The sequence below is a fragment of the Cohnella sp. OV330 genome (genome assembly GCF_900112065.1).
In the GTDB taxonomy this organism is placed as follows: Bacteria; Bacillota; Bacilli; order Paenibacillales; family Paenibacillaceae; genus Cohnella.
In genome coordinates this window covers 24,052-49,678 of record NZ_FOKE01000017.1, presented here as the reverse complement: position 1 = coordinate 49,678, position 25,627 = coordinate 24,052, and the positions used below count along the sequence as shown (strand labels likewise).

General features: G+C 60.8%; 23 protein-coding genes. 21 read left to right on the top strand and 2 right to left on the bottom strand.

All coding sequences use genetic code 11. The annotated features are described in order from the left end of the window. Nucleotides 1-123 precede the first annotated feature (123 nt). From mazG to BM235_RS29380, 7 genes are all read left to right on the top strand, one after another. Nucleotides 124-1,608 (top strand): bifunctional methyltransferase/pyrophosphohydrolase YabN, encoded by a 1,485-nt coding sequence (gene mazG / locus BM235_RS29410; protein WP_090117832.1) that lies wholly within the window; start codon nt 124-126, stop codon nt 1,606-1,608. Nucleotides 1,609-1,796: 188 nt separating this feature from the next. Then, on the top strand, nt 1,797-2,069 hold the full coding sequence (locus BM235_RS29405; RefSeq protein WP_090117831.1) for an HU family DNA-binding protein: 273 nt from the start codon (nt 1,797-1,799) through the stop codon (nt 2,067-2,069). Between the two features lie 3 nt (nt 2,070-2,072). Further along, nucleotides 2,073-2,354 (top strand): RNA-binding S4 domain-containing protein, encoded by a 282-nt coding sequence (locus BM235_RS29400; protein ID WP_090117830.1) that lies wholly within the window; start codon nt 2,073-2,075, stop codon nt 2,352-2,354. Nucleotides 2,355-2,478: 124 nt separating this feature from the next. Then, a complete protein-coding gene (yabP, locus tag BM235_RS29395; RefSeq protein ID WP_090117829.1) occupies nt 2,479-2,760 on the top strand; it encodes a sporulation protein YabP in 282 nt (93 codons plus the stop codon). Continuing rightward, complete coding sequence (yabQ, locus tag BM235_RS29390; RefSeq protein WP_090117828.1) at nt 2,757-3,380, top strand: spore cortex biosynthesis protein YabQ; 624 nt, start codon at nt 2,757-2,759, stop codon at nt 3,378-3,380. The genes yabP and yabQ overlap by 4 nt, the downstream gene beginning before the upstream one ends. A 116-nt stretch (nt 3,381-3,496) precedes the next feature. Continuing rightward, a complete protein-coding gene (locus BM235_RS29385; protein WP_090117827.1) occupies nt 3,497-3,814 on the top strand; it encodes an FtsB family cell division protein in 318 nt (105 codons plus the stop codon). A gap of 143 nt (nt 3,815-3,957) precedes the next feature. Further along, the gene (locus BM235_RS29380) at nt 3,958-4,416 is read left to right on the top strand and encodes a S1 domain-containing RNA-binding protein (protein WP_090117826.1); all 459 of its coding nucleotides are present in this window, start codon (nt 3,958-3,960) and stop codon (nt 4,414-4,416) included. A 528-nt stretch (nt 4,417-4,944) separates the two neighbouring features. Here BM235_RS29380 and BM235_RS29375 read toward each other — a convergent pair. After that, on the bottom strand, nt 4,945-5,673 hold the full coding sequence (locus tag BM235_RS29375) for a peptidylprolyl isomerase (protein WP_090117825.1): 729 nt from the start codon (nt 5,671-5,673) through the stop codon (nt 4,945-4,947). A 376-nt stretch (nt 5,674-6,049) separates the two neighbouring features. Between BM235_RS29375 and spoIIE the strand changes: the two genes are divergently transcribed. Both spoIIE and BM235_RS29365 read left to right on the top strand, forming a co-directional pair. After that, entirely contained in the window at nt 6,050-8,656 is a 2,607-nt protein-coding gene (gene spoIIE, locus BM235_RS29370) for a stage II sporulation protein E (RefSeq protein ID WP_090117824.1), read from the top strand. A 37-nt stretch (nt 8,657-8,693) separates the two neighbouring features. Continuing rightward, nucleotides 8,694-9,311 carry a hypothetical protein gene (locus tag BM235_RS29365; RefSeq protein WP_090117823.1) on the top strand — a complete coding sequence of 206 codons (618 nt, stop codon included), beginning with the start codon at nt 8,694-8,696 and terminating at the stop codon, nt 9,309-9,311. Nucleotides 9,312-9,513: 202 nt separating this feature from the next. Here the strand turns inward: BM235_RS29365 and BM235_RS29360 are convergent, their stop codons facing one another. Then, complete coding sequence (locus BM235_RS29360) at nt 9,514-10,686, bottom strand: helix-turn-helix transcriptional regulator (RefSeq protein ID WP_158544133.1); 1,173 nt, start codon at nt 10,684-10,686, stop codon at nt 9,514-9,516. Between the two features lie 118 nt (nt 10,687-10,804). Here BM235_RS29360 and BM235_RS29355 point away from each other — a divergent pair, with 118 nt between their 5' ends. The 12 genes from BM235_RS29355 (at nt 10,805) to ftsH (ending at nt 25,525) form a co-directional block, all read left to right on the top strand. After that, entirely contained in the window at nt 10,805-11,680 is an 876-nt protein-coding gene (locus BM235_RS29355; RefSeq protein ID WP_090117821.1) for an SDR family oxidoreductase, read from the top strand. 263 nt (nt 11,681-11,943) lie between these two features. Then, complete coding sequence (locus tag BM235_RS29350) at nt 11,944-14,643, top strand: Ig-like domain-containing protein (RefSeq protein ID WP_090117820.1); 2,700 nt, start codon at nt 11,944-11,946, stop codon at nt 14,641-14,643. A gap of 12 nt (nt 14,644-14,655) precedes the next feature. Continuing rightward, a complete protein-coding gene (locus BM235_RS29345; RefSeq protein WP_090117819.1) occupies nt 14,656-15,390 on the top strand; it encodes a hypothetical protein in 735 nt (244 codons plus the stop codon). Nucleotides 15,391-15,579: 189 nt separating this feature from the next. Further along, nucleotides 15,580-17,019: a spore germination protein gene (locus BM235_RS29340; RefSeq protein WP_158544135.1), complete on the top strand. Its 1,440-nt coding sequence runs from the start codon at nt 15,580-15,582 to the stop codon at nt 17,017-17,019. A 40-nt stretch (nt 17,020-17,059) separates the two neighbouring features. After that, entirely contained in the window at nt 17,060-18,211 is a 1,152-nt protein-coding gene (locus tag BM235_RS29335; protein ID WP_090117817.1) for a Ger(x)C family spore germination protein, read from the top strand. Then, a complete protein-coding gene (locus BM235_RS32395) occupies nt 18,201-18,434 on the top strand; it encodes a hypothetical protein (RefSeq protein WP_090117816.1) in 234 nt (77 codons plus the stop codon). Before BM235_RS29335 ends, BM235_RS32395 begins: the two co-directional genes overlap by 11 nt. An 18-nt stretch (nt 18,435-18,452) precedes the next feature. Further along, the gene (locus BM235_RS29325) at nt 18,453-19,589 is read left to right on the top strand and encodes a GerAB/ArcD/ProY family transporter (RefSeq protein ID WP_090117815.1); all 1,137 of its coding nucleotides are present in this window, start codon (nt 18,453-18,455) and stop codon (nt 19,587-19,589) included. A gap of 115 nt (nt 19,590-19,704) precedes the next feature. Continuing rightward, nucleotides 19,705-20,457 carry a vWA domain-containing protein gene (locus BM235_RS29320; RefSeq protein ID WP_090117814.1) on the top strand — a complete coding sequence of 251 codons (753 nt, stop codon included), beginning with the start codon at nt 19,705-19,707 and terminating at the stop codon, nt 20,455-20,457. Further along, on the top strand, nt 20,441-21,364 hold the full coding sequence (locus BM235_RS29315) for a protein kinase domain-containing protein (RefSeq protein ID WP_255374657.1): 924 nt from the start codon (nt 20,441-20,443) through the stop codon (nt 21,362-21,364). Before BM235_RS29320 ends, BM235_RS29315 begins: the two co-directional genes overlap by 17 nt. 23 nt (nt 21,365-21,387) lie before the next feature. After that, the gene (gene tilS, locus BM235_RS29310) at nt 21,388-22,836 is read left to right on the top strand and encodes a tRNA lysidine(34) synthetase TilS (protein WP_158544137.1); all 1,449 of its coding nucleotides are present in this window, start codon (nt 21,388-21,390) and stop codon (nt 22,834-22,836) included. Between the two features lie 23 nt (nt 22,837-22,859). Then, complete coding sequence (hpt, locus tag BM235_RS29305; RefSeq protein WP_090117812.1) at nt 22,860-23,402, top strand: hypoxanthine phosphoribosyltransferase; 543 nt, start codon at nt 22,860-22,862, stop codon at nt 23,400-23,402. Nucleotides 23,403-23,506: 104 nt separating this feature from the next. Further along, a complete protein-coding gene (gene ftsH, locus BM235_RS29300) occupies nt 23,507-25,525 on the top strand; it encodes an ATP-dependent zinc metalloprotease FtsH (protein ID WP_090117811.1) in 2,019 nt (672 codons plus the stop codon). Nucleotides 25,526-25,627: the final 102 nt, after the last annotated feature.

Below are 25,627 nucleotides of genomic sequence, written 5' to 3'. Positions count from 1 at the left end.
AACGGTCCTCAGACCCCTATCGCACGTCCCCTCGCCGCATCTCACTCCTCATTTTGACTTCGCCCCCATTTTAAACCTATACTGGCTTATCGACCTTCGAGCACCGGAAAGGATGAGTATCGCATGCCCCCATCCATCATCGTCGTCGGGCTTGGCTCCGGCGGAGAGGATCAATTGACGCTCGGCATCCTGAAGTCGCTGGAGTCCGCAGACATTCGCTATTGCCGCACCGCGGACCACCCGGCAGTCGCGGATCTCGCGAGGCGCGGCATCGCGATGGAGCCGTTCGACGCGCTGTACGAGCGGAGCGACAGCTTCGAACGGGTGTACGAAGACATCGCGGAGACGCTTCTAGGCCAGGCGGCCGCGAATCCGGAGCAGGCCGTCGCATACGCCGTGCCGGGCCATCCGATGGTCGCGGAGCGCACCGTGCAGCTGTTGCGCCAGCGCGCCGAAGCGCGAGGCGTCTCGCTTCGCATCCTGGGCGGGGAGAGCTTCCTCGACCAGGCGTTCGTGCGGCTGGGCTTCGATCCGATCGAAGGCTTTCAGCTATTGGACGCCGCCGGCCTGAAGCGCGAGCACCTGCGCCCGTCGCTGCATACCGTCGTCGGCCAGGTTTACGACGCTTATACCGCTTCGGACGTCAAGCTCACGCTGATGGGCGTCTACCCGGACGATCACGAGATCGTGCTCGGCCAGGCGCTTGGCATCGCGGGGGAAGAGCGCATCGCGCGTATTCCGCTCCACGATCTGGACCGCCAGGAGAACTACGGCAACCTGACGCTGGTCTACGTTCCCGCCAGCGACGATACCCGGCTCCAGCGGCGATCGTTCGAACGGCTGCACGAGATCGTATCGATCTTGCGCAGCCCCGAGGGCTGCCCTTGGGATCGGGAGCAGACGCATCAGTCGATCCGCCGCAACTTCATCGAAGAGACGTACGAGGCGATCGAAGCGCTCGATCTCGACGATCCGGACGGCATGAAGGAAGAGTTCGGCGACGTGCTGCTGCAGATTCTGCTGCACAGTCAGATGGAGGAGGAGACGGGCGCATTCGACGTGTTCGACGTACTCGCCGAGCTGAACGACAAGCTGATCTTCCGCCATCCGCATGTGTTCGGCACCGAGAATGCGGGCGACGCCGAAGAGGCGCTGCGCAATTGGGAAGCCATGAAGGCGGAGGAGAAGCGGCTCAAGGGACGTCCGGAGCGCGTGTCGCTCCTCGACGGCATCCCGAAGGACCTGCCGGCGCTCCCGCGCGCGCACAAGATTCAGAAGAAGGCGTCCGGCGTCGGCTTCGACTGGCCGGATCTCGAGGGCGTATGGGACAAGATCGCCGAGGAGCTGGACGAGCTCAAGGCGGCGGTGAAGGGCGAGTCGGCGGAGCGGCAGCGGGAGGAGTTCGGAGATCTCTTGTTCGCGGTCGTGAACGCTTCGCGCTTTATCCATGCGGACCCCGAAGAGGCGCTAGCAGGCACGAACCGCAAGTTCGCCGCCCGTTTTCGCTATATCGAAGAACGGTTAAGTATAAGCGGCCGCAAGTTTGACGAAACTGATTTACTAGAGATGGAAGGTTGGTGGCAAGAGGCTAAACACGCCGCCGACTAGTTCGAAGGCTCTATTTTTCGCTCGAGGCCGCGCTTTTCCGCTTTTTTTCGAATAATTTTTCGCGGATTTTGCAGGATTTTATCGGCAGGTGAAGAATAGTAACCTTCGTGCTTTTGCGTCAACAACAAGATTCAAGGCGAACGGCGCCAACCAATTTAGGATTTCCAATTACGGGAGGAATATTAACCATGAACAAGACCGACCTGATCAACAACATCTCCGAAAAAAGCGGCCTGACGAAGAAGGACGTAGAAAACGTACTGAACAGCTTCCTGGGCGAAGTATCCGACGCGCTGGCGTCCGGCGACAAGGTTCAACTCATCGGCTTCGGCACGTTCGAGACGCGCAGCCGTTCCGGCCGCGTGGGCCGCAACCCGCAAACGGGCAAGACGATCGAGATCGCCGCTTCCAAGGTTCCTGCCTTCAAAGCCGGCAACAAGCTGAAGGACGCAGTCAAGTAATTCATGCGCCTCGATAAATTTTTGAAGGTGTCGCGGCTGATCAAGCGGCGCACCGTCGCGAAGGACGTGTCCGATCAAGGACGCGTCCTTCTCAATGGGCGCGAAGCCAAGCCGAGCGCCGACGTGAAGATCGGCGACGAGCTTGAGATCCAGTATGGCCAGCGCATCCTGACGGTCCGCGTGGAGAAGCTGCTCGAATCGACCAAAAAGGAAGACGCCGAAGGGCTCTACTCTATCGTCAAAGAAGAAGTGCGCAAGCGCGAGAGCGACGACTTTTTCCTCTGAAGATCCTTTATCTCCCGACCGGGGATAAAGGATTTTTTTATGCCCGCGCGGATTCTCCGGCATGTCCGTTCTAATTCCCCGTACAGGCCCATATGCTAGTCTCATCTAAAAGGAGGGACGCGCCATGGACCAGGGAAAGAGCGGCAAGGTGCAGGATGTTCGTCTGCAGAACCGCAAATTGATGGATATCACGGGCGTGAGCCAGGTCGAGAGCTTCGACAGCGAGGAGTTTCTGCTGGACACGTCCTGCGGGCCGCTCGCGGTGCGCGGGCATAACCTTCATATGAAAAACTTGAGTCTGGAGCAAGGACTCGTGACCATCGAAGGCACGATCGACTCGTTCGTCTACCTGGACGGCAAAGCCGCCGCCAAGTCGAAGAGCCTGCTCGGAAAGCTCTTCCGGTGAACGCGGCCGTCCACTGGTCGACGATCGGCGCGATGATGCTGTGCGGGCTCGGCATGGGCACCGTATTCGATATATATCGGGCCGCCGCCGCTCGTCTTCGTTTTCGCCGCTGGCTGCTCCCGGCGATCGATCTCCTCTACTGGATCGCCGCTACGCTGATCGTGTTCCGCATCCTGCTCGGCGTCAATTACGGCGAAGTACGTCTTTACGTATTCCTGGGCATCGGCATCGGCGTGTGCGCATACTTCGGCTTGTTCAGCTCTTATGTATTGCGGGCGGCAGGCTGGATGTTCGAGACGCTGCGCAAGCTCGGGCTGCTCCTCTGGCGAATCGTGCGGATTTTGCTTGTCGTCCCTCTGACTTGGATCGTGCGTACGCTCGCGAGCCTGCTCGACGCCGTCTTCGTCGTGACGGCCGCGCTGCTGCTATGGCTGGTCAAATTGCTCCTCCGCCCGCTCGGACCGCCGGGCCGTTGGCTGTGGGACAGGCTGCTGCCGGTTCGCAAGCAATTGAATCGGGCGGGGCAATGGTTTCAGCGAGCCGCAGGGCGGGTAAAGGAAGTTTGGCAAGTTTTGCGAGGGCCGGACGATCCTGCCGACAAGTCCGATCCCGACGAGTAATCGACACGATCCGTCCGCAAAGCGGGACGCAAGAAGGATATTTCGGTTTCTCGAGATTGTGCTATAATTAGTGCACCATGTTATAGCGCGCAAGGACTTCTAGGAGGAACGACCGAATGCCAACCCGTACGACAGCGAACACCCCGGCTTCGGTCGGACTCAAGAGACGTCTTAAACTTTTGCTTCTTTTCGTCATCCTGTTCATGAGCTGGGCGGTCTACACCTTGGTCGTACAGCAGCAGCACACGTCCGAGCGCTCCTCGCAGCTGCACGACGTGAAGACCAAGCTATCCGAGGTCCAGCTGAAGAACGAGACGTTGAAGAAGGAGATCGTCAGATTGCATGACGACGAGTATATCGGACAGATTGCCAGGCAGCAAGGAATGGTTCGTCCCGGCGAGAAAACCATCATCGTCGAGCCGAAAACCCCTTGAGAAATCCGGGAGGCCAAGCCCCGCAAGGGCGGACGTCGGTTGACCTTGCTTTTCTAGATCGGTTATAATCAGCACAGCCGGACTTATCGTTTGAAGCCGCTAGGATCTCGGCACACTTTCTTCAGGGAGGAAATTCGGTTTTTATGGCCATCGAAGTGGGCTCCAAATTAGAGGGTAAAGTAACCGGCATCACGCATTTCGGAGCGTTTGTGGACTTGTCCGGCGGCGTTACGGGCCTCGTGCACATCTCCGAGATTGCAGACAGCTACGTCAAGGACGTCAAGGACCACCTTAAGGTCGGCGACGCCGTCACCGTCAAAGTCATCAACGTGGACAAAGACGGGAAGATCGGGCTGTCGATCCGGCAAGCGGTAGACAAACCGCCCGAACAACAGCAACAACAACAGCAGCAATACCCCCCGCGCGGACCTCGCGGCGGCGGAGGCGATCGCGGAGGCAGGAACTTCAGACCCGGAGGACCGGTCCGCGCCACTTTCGAGGACAAAGTATCCCGCTTCCTGAAGGATAGCGAAGAACGCATCTCCAACCTGAAGAAGAGCACAGAATCCAAGCGTGGCGGACGAGGCGGCCGCCGTTCTTGATCGGAGCCCCTCCCGGAATTGGATCGTGTTGTGCGATATAGATATGCAGCCGGACTCGCCAGTCCGGCTTATTTGTTTCTTGCGGACGACTTAAGCTTCGTTTGACGGCGAAGGGCATCCTATTCGTAAGCGAATACGGAGGGATACGCATGAGCAAGGATCGAACGCATGAGACACAGACGGAGGTTGTGCGGGAAGACGCGTAGGAGAACCTCGTCTTCAACGACGTGACCGACCATATGAATCGGATCGTCGGCGTTCCTTCGCGACGGGCGGATCTAAGCGCCATGCCCGCAGCCGTAAGATGGTTCTTCTAATTCGTAATGGCGCTCATGGCGCTATTCGCCGTCTTGCTCATCGTTAGCGTCGCCAAATAGCATGCTGATGTCTTTTTAAGACTGCGGATGCTGCAACTGTGAAAAGCGAGGATACAGCGGACTTATGCATGGTGTGTGCTTGAGGGGATAGAATGAAAAGAAGACCGTCGGGAAATCTCCCGGCGGTCTTCTTTGCGCTGTCTCAGAGCCGTTATTCAGCGATCTTTTCCGGCTCCGGATAATCCACGCCCTTCGTGTCGACGGTGACCTTCTTCATCACCGGCGGATCGACCGGACGGTCTTGCTCCTCGGTCGGCAGCGCGACGATCTTGTCCACCGCCTCCATGCCGGATACGACCTTGCCGAAGGTGGCGTATTGTCCGTCTAGCGACGGATAAGTCTCGGCCACCATAATGAAGAATTGCGAGCCCGCGCTATCGTTGCTGTCCCCTCTCCGCGCCATGGACAGGACGCCGCGGGTGTGGAGCAGCTGGTTGTCCACGTTGTTCGCAGCGAACTCGCCTTTAATGGTATAGCCGGGTCCGCCCGCGCCTGTACCTTCCGGATCGCCGCCCTGAATCATGAAGCCGGGGATGACGCGATGGAAGATGGTGCCGTCGTAGAAGCCTTGCTTCGCCAGGGAGATGAAGTTGTTGACGGTAATCGGCGCGACTTTGGGATACAGCTCGATGACGATCTTGTCTCCGCTGTCCATTTCGATCGTGACGACCGGGTCGTTGTCCGAGGATGGATCGAATGAAGGCGCCGCCGATTCGGATGCGGATGCCGAAGGCGATGGCGAAGCCGTTGCGGTCGCGGCCGGGGAGGAAGCGCCGCCCGTTTCGTTCTGATTGTTGCGACTGCCGCAGCCCGCGACCAGCAGGAATACGGCAGCGAGCAGGAGCAGTACGCCGACGGCACGCGTCCTTTTGATATTCATTCTTCATAATCCCCCTTGTCCTGTTTTCACCCCCGTATCATAGCATATCGCCCGAAAGTAATTCCATGTCGCCGCAGGTCGCCTGCGATTCGCGTCCGTACGCCAAACCGTTCTCGAATGCCGTCAGCATAGCGGCCCCGATATGCCGTCGGATAGCGGCGGTTTTAAACGTTTTTCAGGGATGCCGAAGCGGAGAAAGACAGCATAAACCGCATCGCGCCGCCATAAATCGGAACCGCGCCAAGCGCCTTTTCGGACGTGGGATCTGTCGGAAAAAACTTTTCGTTCGCCAACGCGGTCTGACAAACTTCCTGAATGCGCGCTTCTATAATTAAAAACATTCACGCGATCGAACATAGGAAAGCAGGTGCCAGGCATGGACAAGCCATCCGTCATTCCGTTCGTTCCCCGGTCGGGGCAAGACGCGGGCGCGGCAGCAGCGGACAAGCGCAAGGCAAGCGGGAAAAGCAAAGGGAAGCAGTGGTTCGGCAGAAAGGAAGGGCCTTCAATGACGGGAGGCGTCGCCTTGGCCGCGGTCGGCCACGCGGGCGCCGCGAAGGAGCGAAGTATATGGGGTACGTCGCTGGAAAGGAAAAAGGGTTTATGGCTGCTGGCGGTCGCGATTCTCGGATTTTTGCTCGGCCGCGCCTCTATGCTGGAAGGGATTGCGCCTTTTGCGGCGGCTTACTACGGCGTCACGCTCTATATGCGCAGGGAGCATGCCTGGTGGGCGGCGATTGGGCTGATCGCGGGGAGCTTCTGGGCGCAGGCCCCGGAGCCGGCTGCCATCGCTGCGCAGATCGGCGTCATCTATCTCTTGTATCGAGGGCTGGAAGCGTATGAACGCGCCGACTTGTCCCACGCGCCGATCGTCGTCCTCGCTTCCTGCCTGCTGGTCGGACTGTTCGGCACCGTCATGCAGGACGACAGGGGCTGGCTGCCGTATCTGCTGACCGGCGTAGAAGCCGGATTGTCCCTCGTGCTCACGCTGCTCTTCGTGCATGCGATGCCGCTGCTGACCAGGGCTTCGAAGGCGGCCAAGCTGCGGCACGAGGAGTGGATCGGCCTCATGATCCTGCTCGCCTCGGTGATGACGGGACTCACGGGCTGGACGATCTACGGCGTCGCCTTGGTCGCCGTGTTCACGCGATATATCGTCCTGCTGTTCGCGCTCTCGGCGGGACCGGCGCTCGGGACGTCCGCCGGCGTCGTCGCGGGGATCATCCTCAGCCTGTCGGATCTCGGATCCGTGCCGCAGATCAGCCTGCTCGCCTTCGGCGGCTTGCTGGCAGGCCTGCTCCGCGAAGGCGGCAAGGCGGCTGCCGTGTTCGGCCTTCTGCTGGGCACGACGGTGCTCGCGCTTTACACGGGCAGCTCCGCCGAGACGATGGCGTCGATCTGGGCTTCGCTGGCCGCTTCCGTCCTGATCGCCTTCACGCCGAAGTCTTGGACGGACTCTATAGCACAATATGTGCCGGGTACCTCCAATTATGCACGCAATCAGCAAGAATACGCGCAAAAAGTTCGCGACCTCACGGCCGCGCGGGTCGAGCGGTTCTCCGAGGTGTTCCGCCAACTGTCCCGAAGCTTCACGCAGATGACGCAGGCTGGAGAGACGGCCAGGCAAAACCAGGACTTCGAGCATTTCATCAACGCCGTCCACGAACGCAACTGCGCCACTTGCCACAAGCGCGGAGCCTGCTGGGACGAGCAGTTTTTCCAGACCTACAAGCTGATGACCGATCTGATGTCCGCCGTCGAGGAACGGCCGGAGCTCTCTCCCGCCGACATCCCGAAGCCGCTGCACAAGCAGTGCGTCAGAGTCCCGCAAGTCCTCGACGTGCTCAAGCGCCAGTACGAGCTGTACCGTCACGATCTGCACTGGCGGACGCAGCTGCAGGACAGCCGCATGCTCGTCGCCGAGCAGCTGTCGGGCGTTTCCCAAGTCATGGACGACTTGGTGAAGGAGATCCGGCGGGAGGCGCGCGAGCAGAGCCATCAGGAGGAGCAGATCCGCGAGGAGCTGGACAAGCTGGGCCTCGCCATCCAGCACATCGATATCGTGAGCCTCGAAGAGGGGCAGATCGACATCGAGATCGTCCACGCGTTCAAGCCCGGCTTCGACGAAAGCCGCAAGGTGATCGCGCCGCTCCTGTCGGACATTCTCGGCGAGACCGTGTCCGTCCGCCACGAGCGAACCTCCGACCGGCCGGACCGGTTCACGACCGTGTCTTTCGGTTCGGCGAAGGCATACGAGGTTGAGACCGGCATGGCGGGCGCGGCCAAGGACGGCGACGTGCTCTCGGGCGACAGCTTTAGCGCGATCGAGCTCGGCAGCGGCAAGTACGCCGTCGCGCTCAGCGACGGCATGGGCAACGGCGCGCGGGCCCGGATGGAGAGCAGCGCGGCGCTGTCGATGCTAGAGCAGCTGCTCCAGTCGGGGATCGACGAGCGGCTCGCGATCAAGTCCGTCAATTCGGTGCTCATGCTGCGTTCGCCCGAGGAGTCGTTCGCGACGGTGGACCTGGCGCTCATCGACCTGTACAGCGCCAATGCGACGATGCTGAAGATCGGCTCCACGCCGAGCTTCATCAAGCGCGGCCGGGAGGTCATCCCGATCGCCGCGGGCAATCTGCCGATCGGGATCCTGCAGGACATCGAGATCGACGTGCTGCGGGTCCAGCTGCAGCCGGGCGATACGCTGGTCATGATGACGGACGGCATCCTCGATTCGCCGGGCCACGCCGTGCACGCGATGAACAAGGAGCTATGGATGAAGCGGGTGCTGCAGGAGATCGAGACCGAGGATCCGCAGGAGATCGCGGACGAGCTGCTGGACATCGCCCTGCGGCAGCATCCGGGCGGCGGCGTCAAGGACGATATGACGGTCGTCGTCACCCGCATCAGCAAACATCAGCCCGAATGGGCGTCCTTCCGGTGGTCGGGCGCATCCCGGTTCGAGCGGCCAAGGACGGTGAGCTAAAGCGATGTTTTCAAATATAAAAGAGGGAGCGATTCGAATGGTGCTGCGGATTCAGAGCAAGCTTGGCGGGGGTAATAAGGTGAGGCTCGGCGACCGGAAGGCGCCAGGCGGAAGCGTCCGCACGCTGACCGACGAACGGATCGAGGCGATCGCCGAGCAAGTCTATCTGGCCGTACGGCGGCTGGAGGCCGCGGCGGCGCGTCCGTCGCCGGGGCTGTCGTCTTCGGTAGCCGGACAAGCGCTGCCGATGCAGCCTAAGCGCAGCCTGGCCGATCGTCGGCGTCCATCCGGCTTGCATCTGGTCCGGCCGATCCAGGCGGCGACCGAACAGGCGGCGGCCCGAGCGTTGGACATGCCGGACGCGACGGAAGCGCCGGACGCCAGGGGAGATGCGCAAGCGCGGATCGCGCCCAGGAAGGCGCGACGAGATCTCTCGTATCCGATGGACGTTCACCGCATGAAGGATCTCCGCGAGCGCCGAATGCCGGATACCCGGCAGCTCGCGCGAATGAAGGCCGCAGTCATGCAGGGACGACTGCTTCCGGGTCGCCGGCGCCAGGACGTGGAGCGGCAGGAAGCGGAAGTGAGCACGACCGGGCCGCCAGAGGCGGGGAGCCTGAACGTTGAGACGGCGCGCAATCTACCTTGGTTATGACGCAGTCGCCCGCGGGCAGCACGGCAGCCTATCGCCCGCCCTCGCATTTTACCTTGTTCCCCGGCAGGGGTTCCTATAAATATACGAATCAGCGTATGCCATGTCGGCGTTAGCGCGCGGAGGTGAGTAAAGTTTTCTGGCTCTACGACAACAAGCAATCGGTGATGATGAACAGCAGCGGCCTTGCGCCGCGTCAGATGACTTATATATGGCCCTGGTCCTGGGGAGCAGAATCCGGGCCCTCGTACAGCGCCAGGAGAGCTTTTGCTTCGGAAAAGACCGAGCGGGCGAGCTCCCGGGGCGACAGCACCCGGATCGAAGCGCCGTACCCGAGGAGAATCCCGAGGGCGGAGTCGGGCGTGTGAAAATCGGCGTCGGCCGCTTTCCACCCGTCCGCGGCATCGGCGCAAGCTTTGACGCGCACATAGATTTCCCGCGAGAATCGGGCCCATGCCTCCTCGCGTACGAGCAGACGCACCGGATAGACAGGCAGCTCGCGGCGGAACTGCGCCATCGACCGCTCCCACCACAGCGCCAGATCGAAGTTGTCCGGCACCTCGAACCGCTCCTCCAGCAGCTCGACTGCAGCGAGCCTGGAGACGCGGTAGGTACGGGGTTCGGGCATCGCAGGATCTGCGCGACCGTCAGGTTCGCGGTTCATGACTTCGTCCGCTGCGTTCCTTCTCGTCGAATCGTCCTCGGAACCTTCCGTTGCCTCGGACGCTCTTTTAGCAGCATCGCTTTTCCCGACATCGTCTCCAGCAGCGTCGCTCCCCGCAGCCGGTCTCTCCTCCGGCTCACGACGATCTTTGACCGCCGCGAAGTACCAGGTATGCCGCTTGGCGACGAGCCCCCACGGCATCACCACGCTTACGGCGCCGTCCGCCTGTTCCCCGGACGGATAACGAATGCGCATTTTGCGTCTCTCCCATACTGCCTGCTGCACGAGTCCCAAATAAGGCGCGGGCTCTCTGGCGTCATGCCAGCCCGCGCCGTCCACGTGCAGATGCTTGCGTACATAGGCCGCTTCGTCGCGAGCCGGCCCGGCCAGCGCCGCGGCCAGCTTGGCGATCGCGTTTCCCGTCGGCCCTGCCAGGTTCAGATCGCTGACCGCGCTCGACGATTGGAGCACCGCCAGCCCGGCGATTTCCTCCGAGGTCAGGCCCGTCAATCGCGTCCGGTAGCCCTCCGGGAGCATCCAGCCCCCGCGCGGCCCGCGCTCCGCGTAGACGGGGAATCCCGCCTGGGCGAGCGCCTCCATGTCCCGATGTACGGTACGCTCGGAGATCTCGAGCTTCTCCGCCAGCTCGCGCGCGCTCACGAGACGCTGCGTCTGAAGGCATTGCAAAATAGAAAGCAGCCTGTCGGCTCTCATCGTCATCTTCTCCTTCGCGAGAGGGTTCTTTGTCATTTTAACAGTTATATATGACAAAGGATGTCTTGAATTCCGCGCTACAATGAGTCCGAACGCGACGAATAGGAGGCTGGTCAAGATGAACGAAAAGAAGCTGGAAGGACAAATCGCGGTGGTGGCGGGGGCGACGCGGGGATTAGGCAGAGCGATCGCGGTGACGTTGGGCGCCGCGGGCGCGACCGTCTATTGCACGGGGCGGAGCGTGCGCGGCAGCTTGTCCGACATCGGCCGGAAGGAGACCGTGGACGAGACGGCCGAATTGGTAAGCGGCGCCGGCGGGCGCGGCATCGCGGTGCGGACCGATCATACGGAGGAGGCCCAAGTGCGCGCGCTCTTCGAGCGGATCGCGGACGAGCAGGGCGGCAGGCTCGATATCGCGATCAACGACATCTGGGGCGGGGAGTCGCTCACGCAGTGGGGCGTGCCTTTCTGGGAGCACGATCTGGAGAAGGGGCTGGCCATGCAAAGAAGAGCGGTCTGGTCGCATCTGATCACCGCGCGCTATGCGGCTCCGCTGCTAACGGCCCGGAAACGAGGACTTATGATGGAGATCACCGACGGCTGGGATTACCGGTACCGGGGCAGCCTTTATTACAGCCTGACCAAGATCTCCGCGATCCATCTGGCGCAGGGAATGGCCGTCGACCTCAAGCCGCACGGCGTCACGGCGCTGGCGGTCACGCCCGGCTTCCTCCGCTCGGAGGAGATGCTCGACCACTTCGGGGTCACGGAGGCGAACTGGCGCGACGGCGCGGCGCAGGAGCCTCACTTCCTGCAGTCGGAGACGCCTTACTACGCGGCGAGGGGCATCGCGGCGCTGGCCGCCGACCCGGAGCTCTTCGCCAAGACCGGCGGGATCTTTACGTCCTGGGGCTTGTCCGACGAATACGGCATCGTCGATGTGGACGGACGCCGCCCGCATTGGGGCAAGTACGCGGCGGAGCAGGGCTTCTAAGTTAGGAGACGAGACCCTTGCGTTACGGCACGACGAGCGATCGGCGGCCGGAACGCGAGGGTTTTCTTTTTCCCCGACAAACTCGGCTCCCCTTCGACAGTTCCCGATGCGGCGGCCCGGGTCCGGACGAGACTCTTGTCTCATGACGGTCACATGACTGGCGACACTAGCTAGTTACCGCCCGAATTGACAAAATTAGGGTGGATAACGGACGGTGATCCCGCCGTTTTACCTTAACGAGCGAAACGGAGATGAATGATGGAATGGCAAACGAAAATCCCTCGAAAGCCGGCCAGGAACCGATGATCAAGCTTCAACCGAACGGGGTCGCGCCGGTGCTGAGCTACAACGTTCCGGAACCGACGGCATACAGCGGCCGCAACTTCATCGACCTGCAGCTGCACGATGGCTACTTTCTGCCGACCGCGGCGCACAGTAGCCTTCAGAGGGAGGGACTGCTCGCGGCGGCTCCGGCCGCAGCGGCGGCACCCGAGCTTTCTTCCGCTGAGGTGCTCCTCGCGAAGCAGAATTCGGGAGAGCGGATGACGACCCGCTTCGCCAATCTGACGCCGGAGGAGATCGAGCGCCAGGAGGCGGAGGGGCGCAAGTTTAACGTCACCAAGACGATGACCGGGGCGCTCTCCTACGTATTCACGCAGGCGGCCCCGGTGACCGAGCCGGCGTTGGACGCGGCGCCGTCCGCCCGTGCCAGCCTGCTGAGATCGGCCGAAGGCGGCGTCGCCGCGGAGACGGACGGGTACGTCCCTTCGATGCTGCCGCGCGAGCCGCTGCCGGGCGATCCCGATCCGTATCCGGAACCGGATCCGGTCGAGCTGTCGGTGAGCATCTCGTCGCCGGCCGCGAATGCGACGGTCACCGGCCCGTATACGGGCGCAGAGGTGGTGATTCGCGGCACGGCATCGGTCGTGAGCGGCGCCGGCGTCATCTCGTACGTACAGGTGCAGATCGGCACCGGCGCGTTCCAGGCGGCGACGCTGTCGGGCAGCGAATGGTCCTTTACGACCGTGCTGAAGACGGCCGGACCTGTCTCGATCACGGCCAAGGCGAAACATTCGGCCTCGCTGCTCACGACGTCGAGCAAGATCAACGTCACGGTCCAGCTGGCCGCCGAGCCGGACACGGTCGTGCCGACCGTGAAGATCGTCACGCCGTCCGCCGGCGCGCTGCTTAGCAGCAAGGGCGGCGCCGCCGTTAACGTCACGGTGGAAGGCACGGCGGGGGATAACCGGGGCGTCGCCCGCGTCGAGCTGTCCGTCGACGGTACGGCTGCGCAGCTGGCCGAGAGCGCGAACGGCTACGCGAACTGGAAGAAGACAATTACGCTCACCGGCGGCAGCCATACGATCGTCGCCAAAGCCTTCGATGCGGCGGGCAACACGGGAACGCACAGCATCACGCTGCTGGTCGACGCCTCGCCGCCGACCGTGAGCATCGCCACGCCGGCCAACAACGCGCAGGTGTCGGGTCCGTATTCGCAAGGGGCCGTCATTCAGGTGACGGGCACGGCGGCTGACGCCGGAGGGATCGCCTACGTCGAGCTGGCGCTTGACCTGAGCCCGGTCGGGGTCCGCGCAGCCGAGAAGTCGCCGGGCGACTGGTCGACCTGGAAGGGCACGCTTACGTTGAACGAAGGCGGCAAGCATACGATCACAGCGCGCGCCTACGACAATGCGGGCAACCTCGTCGAGACGACGATCGCCGTGAACGTCACGATCACGCCGGAGGTCAACTCGCGGCTCAAGCGCATCATCCTCGTCGAATCTTACCGGCTGTCTTCCTACTTGGCCAACTACGGCGCGGGCCGTACGATCAAGACGTTTTCCCTGCTGCCGGGCGAGAAGAGCAAGATCAGCATCCGCTCCTACGCCCAGAGCGAGACGACCATGAAGAGCGCGGCGACGATCCTCGACTCCGTGACGGACGACATCTCCGAGGAGTTCGAGCAGTCGATCGCGAAGGAGCAGGCGGATCAGAAAAACTACGAAGAGAGCAACGAATATAAGGTAGCGGCCGAAGCTGGAGCCAGCTGGGGCTGGGGCAGCGCCAAGGTGAGCGCCAGCATGAGCGGCGGCACCAACGCGGCGCGGGAGCAGTTCGCCAAGAACGTCTCCAACAACACGCAAAAGCACGTGGCCAAAGCTTCGGCTCGCCGCGACGTGCAGATCAACACGACTTACGAGGATAAGAGCACGACGAGCGAGGAGTCCACGATCGTCCGCGAGATCGAGAATATCAACGTCAGCCGCACGCTCAACTTCGTTTTCCGCCAGATGAACCAGGAGTTCATCACGCTGCTTCATCTCGTGGACGTGCGCATCGGTTACTTCACGATCGACACGGTCAACGGCAAGGAGGAGAAGGTGTACCGCGAAGTCACGCTGCCGCAGCTTGACGCGCTGCTCGAAGAGATGATCGTGCCGGACAAACGCACGGAGGTACGCAACGCCATCATTTATCAGCTTGCCAATATTTTCGACTACCAGGATAAGCACCATCGGTTCGTGGAGGAGCAGCCGTTCAAGGACGAGGACGGCAACGTCATCCCGTCGTCGAACTACCTGCGCGTCAAAAAGGACTATACGTCGGTCTACCTCGACGACTCGACGGGAACTTCGATCTCGGTACCGGGCATCATCCTGGCCGCCAACCGCCACGTGCTGCGGACGGACGGCATCGTCGTCGAAGCGCTGCTCGGTCAAGGCGAAGCGCTCGACAGCTACTCCCGCAACCTGCAGACCGAGTCGGTCCGCGAGAAGGAACTGCGCAACTCGCTGCTCGAAGCCGAGGTCGAGATGAAGCGGCTGGCGGTCCAGATCCTCACCGACAAGGATCAGACTGCGGCGCAGATCTATGCCCTGCTCAATCCGGCCCCGGTCGTCCAGGAAGACAAGGATGACGCCGGCTCGGGCAGCTCCTCGCTCGTGGCCGCCGGCTCCAGGTAAGGCGGGTCCGCGATGGGAGACGCACTCAAGATCAAGCGCAACGAGGAAAAAGTGCTGGAGGAGAAGTCGCTCCTCCGCACGGCGAAGGCCGTCTACGACAAGAAAAAGCTGCAATACGCCATGCAGGGCGCAATGTCCCTGCTCAAGAAGCTCGCCAAGTTGGCAGGCGGCGGTCCTTATACGAATCACTTTTTCCGGTACCATAAAGCGCACGTTCAGTACCTCGCCCAAGTGCTGTACGCTGTCGAGAAGCTGGAGCCGATCGAGCAGGAGATCGAGGGCATTCGCGTAAATATCGACGGTTTTCTGCGGGAGACCGGCGAGCTGATCGACGCGGCGTCGACGTTTCCGCCGGATCCGCTCTCCGAGCTGCGCAATCCGATCGTCATCCTCGAGATCGCGGCCGATCCCGCAGCTTCGGCGCTGTACGACGGGCTGCTCGATAACTATCAGCAGGCCGCGGAGCTGGCCTTGGCCGGGCTGTCCGATGCAGCCGCCTTCGGCAGGGCGATGGAGCAGGATACGCGGCAGCAGGCGCAGGCGATCCTCGACAAGCTGAACGCCATGAAGCCCGAGACGCCGGCGCAGCAAGTATTCATCGGGGCCGCGAAGAAGCGGGTCGAGTTCATCCAGTTCGATCTGATGACCAAGGTGCAGGACACGCGGGCGCGGGCGGAATCGTCCGCAAAAGTCATCGACGCGCTGCTCGCGGACGTGCGCCAGATCGACCGGATCGGCAGGCGGTAGAAGCAGAAGTCGGCATAATCGATTTTCAAAGAGACCCCGCGGGGTCTCTTTTGCGTATGGGCAGCCGTTGACGAGCGGCCGGCATGTCTAAAATTTCAAAGCGAATAACAGAAAGGCATTTTTCCCATAATAATCGGGCGACAAGGCGGGTTGAAGGCGCGCCGCAGAACGGTTCAGGGCGGTGGGATGATGGAGGACAAGCAAATACCCGTTCAAACGTCCGCTGCAAGCAATGTGCTTTTCATACGGCAGTTATTCGATCAAAATGAATACTTGGTCGTACGGGATATAAGCGGCACGGATAACGAACGTGCGATTCTTGTATATATAAACGTGCTCATCGATGAAAAAGCCTTAAACGAATTCATAATCCGCAAGATCAGCGAGGATCAAAGCCGGCTCGATCAGGCATCGGGCGGCACGATCCTGGACTCTTTGCATACGGTAGGAAGCGTTGCGTCCATACCGCTGATCGGAGACGCAGCGGCATTCATCGCCGACGCCGGGATCCTCCTGTTTGTCGACAATCATTCGTCCGCATACGGAATCAAGCTTCCCGGATACGAGACCCGCGCGATCGAAGAGCCGAAGATCGAGGTCAATGTCAGAGGTCCGCGCGAGAGCTTTATCGAAGATCTGCATACCAATCTAAGCTTGATATTCAGAAAGTTAAAAACGCCGGATTTGAAGACGATCAGCTATCTCGTGGGAACCGAAAGCCAAACGCGCGTCACGTTGCTTTATCTCGAGAAAAAAATCGACCCCGACGTTCTAAACGAACTGAAAAGCAGGATGGATAAAATTCGACTCGACATCCTGATCGCGAACACCCAAATCGAAGAATGGATACAAGACAACACATGGTCGCCTTTTCCCCAAGTGTTGAACACGGAGCGTCCCGATCGCGTCGTCACGGCCTTGAATCGAGGCAAAGCGGCGATCATCTCGGACGGAACGCCGATCGCGCTGATCGTGCCGACCACCTTTTTCGAGATGATGCACCCCAGCGAAGATCTCTACGAACGGTTTTATTTCGCTAACTTTCTCCGTGTCCTCCGGCTGATTACTTTATTTATCTCGTTATTCGGTCCCGCCTTGTATATTGCGGTGACGACTTTCCATTTGGAAATGATTCCGACGCCGCTCATGATGGCTTTCCTCTCCTCCAAGGCGGGCGTTCCTTTTCCGACCTTTGTCGAAGCGATCCTGATGGAAGTCTCGTTCGAAATTCTGCGGGAAGCCAGTTTGCGACTGCCGAGGGCCGTCGGTCAGTCCGTCAGCATCGTCGGCGCCTTGGTCATCGGGGAAGCCGCCGTTCAATCGGGGATCGTGTCGCGTCCGATGGTCATCGTCGTCGCGACGACGGGCATCGCTTCTTTTACGATCCCTGCCTTCAGCACCGCGTTATCGTTTAGAATGCTTCGGTTTCCGTTCATGCTGCTCGCGGCTTATATCGGCGTATTGGGCATTTCGCTGGGTTTCCTCGCGCTTCTTTTTCATCTATGCTCCCTTCGGTCATGCGGCGTGCCCTTTTTGAACCCGGTTAGCGGCAAAGGGTGGAGAGCGACGCTTCAACAATTCATCCTGCCTCCTGCTAAGTACCGAATCCGGAATAAGGGGGGTTCTTAGCCTGGAGCCCTGCAAAAGAAAACGAGCGGGTTTCAAACGCATGCTGCTGCTATGCCTGCTTCTTCCGCTCGCCGCAAGCTGCTCGCCGGACGTTACGGAGATCAGCGATCTGACGCTGATCATGGCCGTGGGCATCGATTACGACGAAAAGACGAACCGTTACACGCTGTCCACCTATAACGTCATGCCGACATCCCAAAGCACGGAGAGATCGGCCAAGCTCACGGGATGGGTCGTCAGCGCCAGCGGCAGCTCCCTCCTGGAGACCGCCAGAAATCTCCGAGGGCTCGTCGGAAACCGAATGATATGGCAGCATAATAAATTCGCCCTGATCGGAGAGGAAGCCGCCCGGCATTCCTTCTACGGCATCATGGATTTCCTGATGCGCAATCGTCAGGTCCGTCTATCGAGCTACTTGATCGTGAGCGAAGGCAAGGCTTCCGACAAGCTGAACGTCAGGAGCGCCAGCGGAGACCTGTTGTCCAACGATTTGCTGGGCAAGGTCCGCAATGAAAAAGAATGGGGAAAAAGCATCATGCTGAGCATTCAAGAAGTCGCGAACTGGCAGCCTGATCCCTACAGAGGGTTCGTTACCGGAAAGGTCGGCATTGCCAGCCTGCCCGCCGATGCGAAAGACGAGCTGAGCTTAGGAGGAGGGGCGGTTTTCGATAAAGGAAAATTCAAGCAGTGGATAAAGGGCGACGACGTGCTAGTCGTTCAACTGCTGTCCCACAAGAACAGATGGAGAAACATGGAGTTCGTCGTCTCCGTCGGCGAAGAAGCCGATCGCGCAACCTTATTTTTTAAGGAAGTCGGGCAATCCATCCATACCGGATTTAGAAACGGCAGACCTTGCGTCGACATCGCATTAAGCTTCACGGCGACGATGGGGGAGATCGACCGATCTTTGCCGCTCGACAACCCTGCAGAAATCGGCAAGCTCGAACAGTCGGCGTCGAGAGAGCTGGAACGCAGGATCGACAAAAGCTTGGCTTATTTTCAGCATGACGTGCGTACGGACGTACTCGGCTTCTCCGAGTTGTTCGCGCAGCGGCATCCCAAGCATTGGGCCGCCGCGAAGGCGAATTGGGAGGATATTTATCCGACGATGCCGGTCAACGTTCATGCGGACGTGAAGATCGACAGACTGGGCATGATCCAATACTCGAAGGGGCAGTCCGATGGTGAATAACGCGGTGTGCGCGATTGCGATCGGGTACGGGATTGGCGCCTGCATCGCGTTGCAAAGACGCGGGTCCGGGCGAGAAGGGGCGGCGGTGCTCTTATTGTGCGTCGTCGTCGCGGCGTACTGCGCCCCGGTCATCGGAAAATCGATGCCCACGGTGGAGTCCGCGTACAAACGGATCTACGGCCCGATCTCTAGCTACATGCTCGAGAAATTGGGAATCAGGTAGGAGGAACGAGGCGAGCAAATGCAGGAGAAGGTTTCCCCCGGCGCGTGGATCTGCCTGATATTCAGTTTTATTTCGGGCTTCTCGACCCTGTTTCTTCAGGAGGCGAAGCTGCTCGAGCAGGACGTGTGGCTGTCGTATCTATGCGGAATCGCCATGTCGTTCGGCGTCTTGGCCGTCCTGTATTTGGCGCAGCGGAATTATCCGGGCTTGTCGATGACCGAAGTGTTCGATCGATTGCTGGGCAAGCAAATTGCGAAGATATGTCTTTGTCTGTACCTGGTGTATATTCTGGAAATCCAGGGCGCGGCTTTTCAAGCGTTGACTTTGTTTTACCGAACGGTCGTGCTTCCGAACACCTCATCCGGCCAGATTATTCTGCTCATCGCGTTGACGACCGCCTATGCATCCAGCCTCGGTCTCGGCGCGATCGTCCGGACGGTTCAAGTGCTGCTGTGTTTCTTCCTGTTTTTCATGCTCGTCATCGTCGTCTTTATTTATAAAAACGTCACGATCAATCCGTTCTTGCCGCTTTTTCAGCATCGGGCGCCGGAAATCGCCTTCGGCGGTTTACTTTCCTTGTACTTTCCCTTCGGCAAGTCGATCGTTTTTTGCTTTTTGTTCTCCCGCGTGACGAATCGCAAGAAGTTGTTGCCGAGCACGCTGATCGCGCTGTCGCTCTCGGGCCTCTATTTGTTCGCGGCGACTTATTTATCCTTCGGCTCCCTGGGAATGAATCTCGTTCAGAGCGTCACCTTTCCGTTTTTTTCGGCCATACAGCTTGTCAGGTTCGGCGAATATCTGGAGCGGATCGAGATCATGATCATCGGGATTTGGACCGTGTTCACGTTGTTCGAGATCATCGTCCTTCAATTCGTATTCATGCAGGTGTTCGAACATATCTTCGCCCTGAAGCACGTTCGCGCCTTGGCGCTGCCTGTGGGCCTTTTGTTTTTCGCGATGTCGCACAGAAGCTTCGTACATCAGGCCGATCTTTCCTTCTATAATTTCCGGATCGGTCCTTTTTCGACGTTGCTTCCTACGGTAGTCATACCTCTGCTGCTCTTGCTTATCTCGCTTCTAAAAAGGGGGAACCGCAGCGGAGAAGGAGGGCCTCTCCTTGCGAGTTCGGACGATGCGCGGCGGCCTCGAAGCTGACGCTTGCGTCTCGTTACCTTTCTCGTTCCTAACGGGCCACGCGCGTCTACGGTTAAATCTCACTTCTCTTGGCGACACTGAAGCTAGAATGATAGCGATAGAAGGAGTGAGGCGCATGAGACAAATCCTGCTGATCACGGACGGCTGCTCGAATGTCGGGGACAGCCCGGCCATCGCGGCGTCCATCGCGCAAGCGGAAGGCATCTCCGTCAATGTCGTCGGCATCGTGGACGAGGGAGGCATCGGCGAGCAGGGGGCGCTCGAGATCGCGGAGATCGCGCGGGCGGGCGGCGGCATGAGCCGGATCGTATCGCCGGCGCTGCTGTCCCGCACGGTGCAGATGATGACGCGGCAGACGGTGCAAGGGACGATTCGCGGCGAGGTCAATAGGGAGCTTCGGCAAATCTTCGGCGTCGATTCCGCGGCGGAGCTGCCGCCGGACAAGCGGGCGGAGATCGTGCGCGTCATGGAAGACTTGGGCGAAACGGCGGAGCTGCGCGTGGCGCTGCTGATCGACGCCAGCGCGAGCATGAAGCCGAAGATGAGAGCCGTCGAGGAAGCCGTGCGGGACCTGGCGCTTAGCCTGCAGGCGAGGCGCGGCGAGAGCGCGGTCGCGGTCTTCCACTTCCCTGGCGATCGCTCGCACGAAGCCTGTCTGATGGACCTGGACTGGACGGATCGCGCCGACCGCATCGGCCAGATTTTCGGACGCATCAGCATGAAGGGAACGACGCCGACGGGCCCCGCGCTTTTGCGCGTGGTGGAGTTTTTCCGGGAAACTTGTGGTAAACTGGAAACAGAACCGCAGCAAACCGCGCCTGAGAGGCGCGACGATACGGACGGGATGCGGAGTGACTACGTCGTCTGACGCGCGCGTGCCGGCCGGAACGGTACTGCGCGGGAAGTGGAACGGACGTTCATACCGGCTGGAGCGCATGCTCGGGATCGGGGCGAACGGGCAAGTCTATATGGCGGTTAGCGGGCTGCGGACCTACGCGCTGAAGATCGGCATGCAGCTCGAAGACCTTCAAGCCGAAGCGAACGTGCTCGCCTCGCTGGACCAGCGGGAGCGGAAGCGTCCGCCTTTTCTGCTGGACGTGGACGACGCGGAGTGGCAGGGCCGGCTCCTGCCGTTTTACGTCATGCAATACGTGCCGGGCGTGCCGGTGAAGACGTACTTGGCCGAGCACGGCGGCGCCTGGTACGGCGTCGTCGGTTATCGTCTGCTGAACCGGCTCGCGGAGCTGCACGCGGCGGGCTGGGCGTTCGGCGACGTCAAAAGCGACAATATCCTCGTCACCGATTACGGGCGCGTCTCGCTCGTCGATTACGGGGGCATGACGGCGATGGGGCGTTCGGTACGCCAGTTCACGGAAGTATACGACCGCGGTTATTGGTCGGCCGGCAGCCGGACGGCGGATCCGTCGTACGACGTATTTTCCGTGGCCGTGCTATGGATACACGCGCTTGACGGCAAGCGCCTGCTGCATATGACCAAGATGCTGCTGCCGCAGAATCGGCATCCGCGCGAGCTGATGGCGCTGGTCCGCAGCCATGCCGAGCTGAAGAAGATGGAGAGCTGGATGGAGCTGGCCCTCTACGGCAAGTTCAAGGACGCCCGGGAGGCGTCCGATTATTGGCGCGATCGGATGCGCGCCGCCGCGGAAGAAGCCGTCCATCTGAGCCGGGGCAAGGTGCCTGGATGGATGGCGGGCTTGTTCGCCGCCTCTCTCTTGCTGTGCGTATCCGCCGCCGCTTTCTGGCTGCTTCAATAGAACGGGAATTGGGGGAAGTACGAGTGGAGGCGCAAGACGATTTGGCCGTCCGGATCGCGAGGTCGCTGAGGGATACGTTCGGCATCGGTCCCGGCGCGCGCATCGTCGCCGGCGTCTCCGGCGGACCGGACTCGATGGCGATGCTCCATTTGCTGCAGGCCTCGGCCGTCCGGGACGGCTCGCTCGTCATCGCGGCGCACGTCAACCATGGGTTCCGCGGGACGGAGTCCGATGCCGAAGCGGCGCTCGTGCGCGAGACCGCCGCTGCCTGGGGGATTCCGTTCGAGCTGGCCGAGATCGATATGCCCGCGTACATCGAAGCGACGGGCCTGAATTCGCAGGCCGCCTCCCGGGAGCGGAGATACGCGTTCCTGCGCGACGTCGCGCGGCGCCACGGCGCCAAGACGATCGCGATCGCCCATCATGCGGACGATCAGGCGGAGACGGTGCTCATGCGGATGCTGCGCGGGAGCGGCGTGACCGGACTGGCAGGCATTCCCATGCGGCGTGCCGAGGAAGAGTTGGAACTCATTCGCCCCCTGCTGCGTATAACCAAAGGCGAGCTGCTCGCATACAACGAGCGGCACGGCGTGCCGTTCGCGACGGACAGCAGCAATGCCAAGACGCATTATGTCCGGAATGCGATTCGGCTCGAAGCGCTTCCCTATCTCGAACGGTACAATCCGGACCTGCGCGCCGGGTTGGTCCGCCTAGCCGAGCTCGCCTCGGCTGACGACGAATATATGGAAGCCGAAGCCCGTCGCGCGCTGGCCGCGGGGGCCACGCGCTCGGGCGGGGGATGGCGGCTCGACGTGCGTCTCGTTCGGGGGTTTCACCTTGCTTTACAACGCAGAATGATTAAACTAATATTAAATGGTCTTGCAGGACCGCATGCCCAGGCTCGATTCGAGCAGGTGGAAGAGATCGTGGCGATACTGACCGCAGCGCGGCCGGAAGTCGCCCGCGTCGACATCGGGGGCGGACTTGTGCTGCTTCGGGAGTATGGCTATGCGTACATAGGACCTGCGCCGGACGCGCAAGCCGGCTATGCCTATACCGTCGCGGAGCTCCCCGCGCGTTCCGAACGGCTCGAGGTGGCGGTGCCGGAGTGCGGCCTTGTATTCCGGTTCAGCCGGGAGGCCGGGATCTGCGACCCTTCGCCGGGCTCCCGTTGGGAGGCCTTTTTTGACGAGGCGGAGCTTGCGCTGCCGCTCGCGGTGCGCAGCCGGATGCCGGGAGACCGGATGGAGCCATTGGGACTAAACGGCTCCAAGAAGGTGCAAGATATACTCGTCGACGCGAAGGTCCCTCGCAGCCTGCGTCACCTGAAGCCGCTGCTTGTCGACGGCGACGGCCGTATCCTCTGGATACCGGGCCTCAGGCGTTCGCGCCACGCCGTGCCGAAGCCGCACTCGGCGGCGGGAGCGGTCATCCGCGTGACATGTTCGGAGTCAAGCCATCATACCGTTTAATATCGGCCCGGGAGGTCCCAGCATTGCAGAATGACATTCAAGAAGTACTCTACTCGGAAGAGCAGATCCAATCGAAGGTACAGGAATTGGGAGCCGCCGTCAGCCGCGATTACGAGGGGCGCAACCCGCTGGTAATCTGCGTGTTGAAGGGCGCCTTTATTTTTATGGCCGATCTGTCCAAGAACATCACGATCCCGATCGAGCTGGACTTCATGGCCGTATCGAGCTACGGCAACTCGACCCGCTCCAGCGGCGAAGTCCGCATCGTCAAGGATCTGGACAATTCGGTCGAGGGACGCGATATCCTGATCGTCGAGGACATCATCGACAGCGGCCTCACGCTCAGCTATCTCATCGACGTGCTCGAGCGCCGCAACGCGAAGTCCGTCCGGGTCGTCGCGCTCTTCGACAAGCCGGGCCGCCGCACCGTCGACTTGAACGCCGATTATACGGGCTTCAGCATTCCCGATGCTTTTGTCGTCGGTTACGGTCTCGACTACGCGGAGCACTACCGCAACCTGCCCTACGTGGGCATTTTAAAAGAAGAAATTTACTCGAACCGCTGAGTGCTGCAGCCTTCCGATGGTTTTTCCGCGCAGCCGCGCGTTTTATTGAGATACCAAGACAGGCTATGGTAAAATGATGAAAGCGTGTCGGGAGGAGGTCAGGGATGAATCGGTTTATCCGGAATACGGGATTTTATTTGCTTATATTTTTGGTGACCGTCGGCATCGTCCAGTTCTTCATCGGCAAGAATACGACGACCGAGCCGCTCACCTACAATCAGCTCATGACTGCGATCCAGTCGAAGACCATTCAGGACCTCGAGATGCAGGTCAACCGCGGCACCTATCTGCTGACCGGCCACTTCAAGGAAGGGCAGACGCCCGAAGGTCACAAGGGCGATGCATTCTCGACTCGGATTCAGACCGAGCGCGACGCCAACGCGATCAACGACGCAGCGGTAGCGCAGGGCTTCGAACTTAAGAACAAGGCGATGCAGGGCGAGAGCTTCTGGCTGACGTTCCTCACCTCCATCATACCGTTCGTCATTATGTTCATCCTGTTCTTCTTCCTGATCAATCAGGCGCAGGGCGGCGGCGGCAAGGTGATGAACTTCGGCAAGAGCAAGGCCCGTCTCTATAATGAAGAGAAAAAGCGCGTGACGTTCGAGGACGTAGCGGGCGCGGACGAAGAGAAGCAGGAGCTCGTCGAGGTCGTCGAATTCCTGAAGGATCCCCGCAAGTTCGCCGCGCTCGGCGCGCGCATTCCGAAGGGCGTATTGCTCGTGGGCCCTCCGGGTACCGGTAAGACGTTGCTGGCTCGCGCCGTAGCAGGCGAAGCCGGCGTGCCGTTCTTCAGCATCTCCGGTTCGGACTTCGTCGAGATGTTCGTCGGCGTCGGCGCATCCCGCGTCCGCGACCTGTTCGAAAACGCGAAGAAGAACGCGCCTTGTATCATCTTCATCGACGAGATCGACGCCGTCGGCCGTCAGCGTGGCGCAGGCCTCGGCGGCGGACACGACGAACGCGAACAAACGCTCAACCAATTGCTTGTCGAGATGGACGGCTTCGGCGCGAACGAAGGCATCATCATCGTCGCCGCGACCAACCGTCCCGACATTCTCGACCCCGCGCTGCTTCGCCCGGGCCGCTTCGACCGCCAGATCACGGTCGACCGTCCGGACGTTAAGGGTCGCGAGGCCGTACTTAAGGTTCACGCGCGCAACAAGCCGCTGAACAAGGACGTCAAGCTGAACACGATCGCCAAGCGGACGACCGGCTTCACCGGCGCCGACCTGGAGAACCTGCTCAACGAAGCGGCGCTCCTCGCGGCGCGCAAGAACAAGAAGGACATCGCGATGCAAGAGGTCGACGAAGCGATCGACCGCGTCATCGTCGGTACCGAGAAGAAGAGCCGTGTCATCAGCGATCGCGAGAAGCGCATCGTCGCTTATCACGAATCTGGCCACACGATCGTCGGCTTCTTCCTGGAGCATGCCGATATGGTGCACAAGGTGACGATCATTCCGCGCGGACGCGCGGGCGGCTACGTCATCATGCTGCCGAAGGAAGACCGCATGCTGGTCACGAAGCAAGAGCTGCTGGATAAGGTCACGGGCCTGCTGGCCGGCCGCGTCGCCGAAGAGCTGTTCATCGGCGAGATCGGCACGGGTGCTTACAGCGACTTCAAGCAAGCGACGGGCATCGTGCGCAGCATGATCATGGAATACGGCATGAGCGACAAGCTCGGGCCGATGCAGTTCGGCGCGACCCAAGGTCAAGTGTTCCTCGGCCGCGATATCGGTCACGAGCAGAACTACTCGGATGCGATCGCGTACGAGATCGACCAAGAGATGCAGACGATCATTCAGACTTGCTACGATCGCGCCAAGAAGCTGCTCACCGAGAAGAGCGCCGAAGTGCACCTGCTCGCCAATACGCTGCTCTCGCAAGAGACGCTCGAATTGGAGCAGATCAAAGCGCTCATCGAGAAGGGCGACATCAACGCCGCGAACGATGGCGACGGCGGCGATTCCGGCAGCGAGCCGACCGGCGTTGAGCCGACGATCGACACGCTCGGCGGCAACGTCCGCGTCCGCATCACCCCGCGCGACGAAGAGACGAATGCCAATCAGACCCCTCCGAATCCGGATCAACGGAACGACGAGGATAACGAGCCGAAGTAACTTTCATACAAACAAACCCGCGATTCCGCTGCTCGGTGCAGCTGGATCGCGGGTTTTTGTTTTGTTCGAGCAAGCGGAGGGCCTTCGGGGATCACCTTGCCG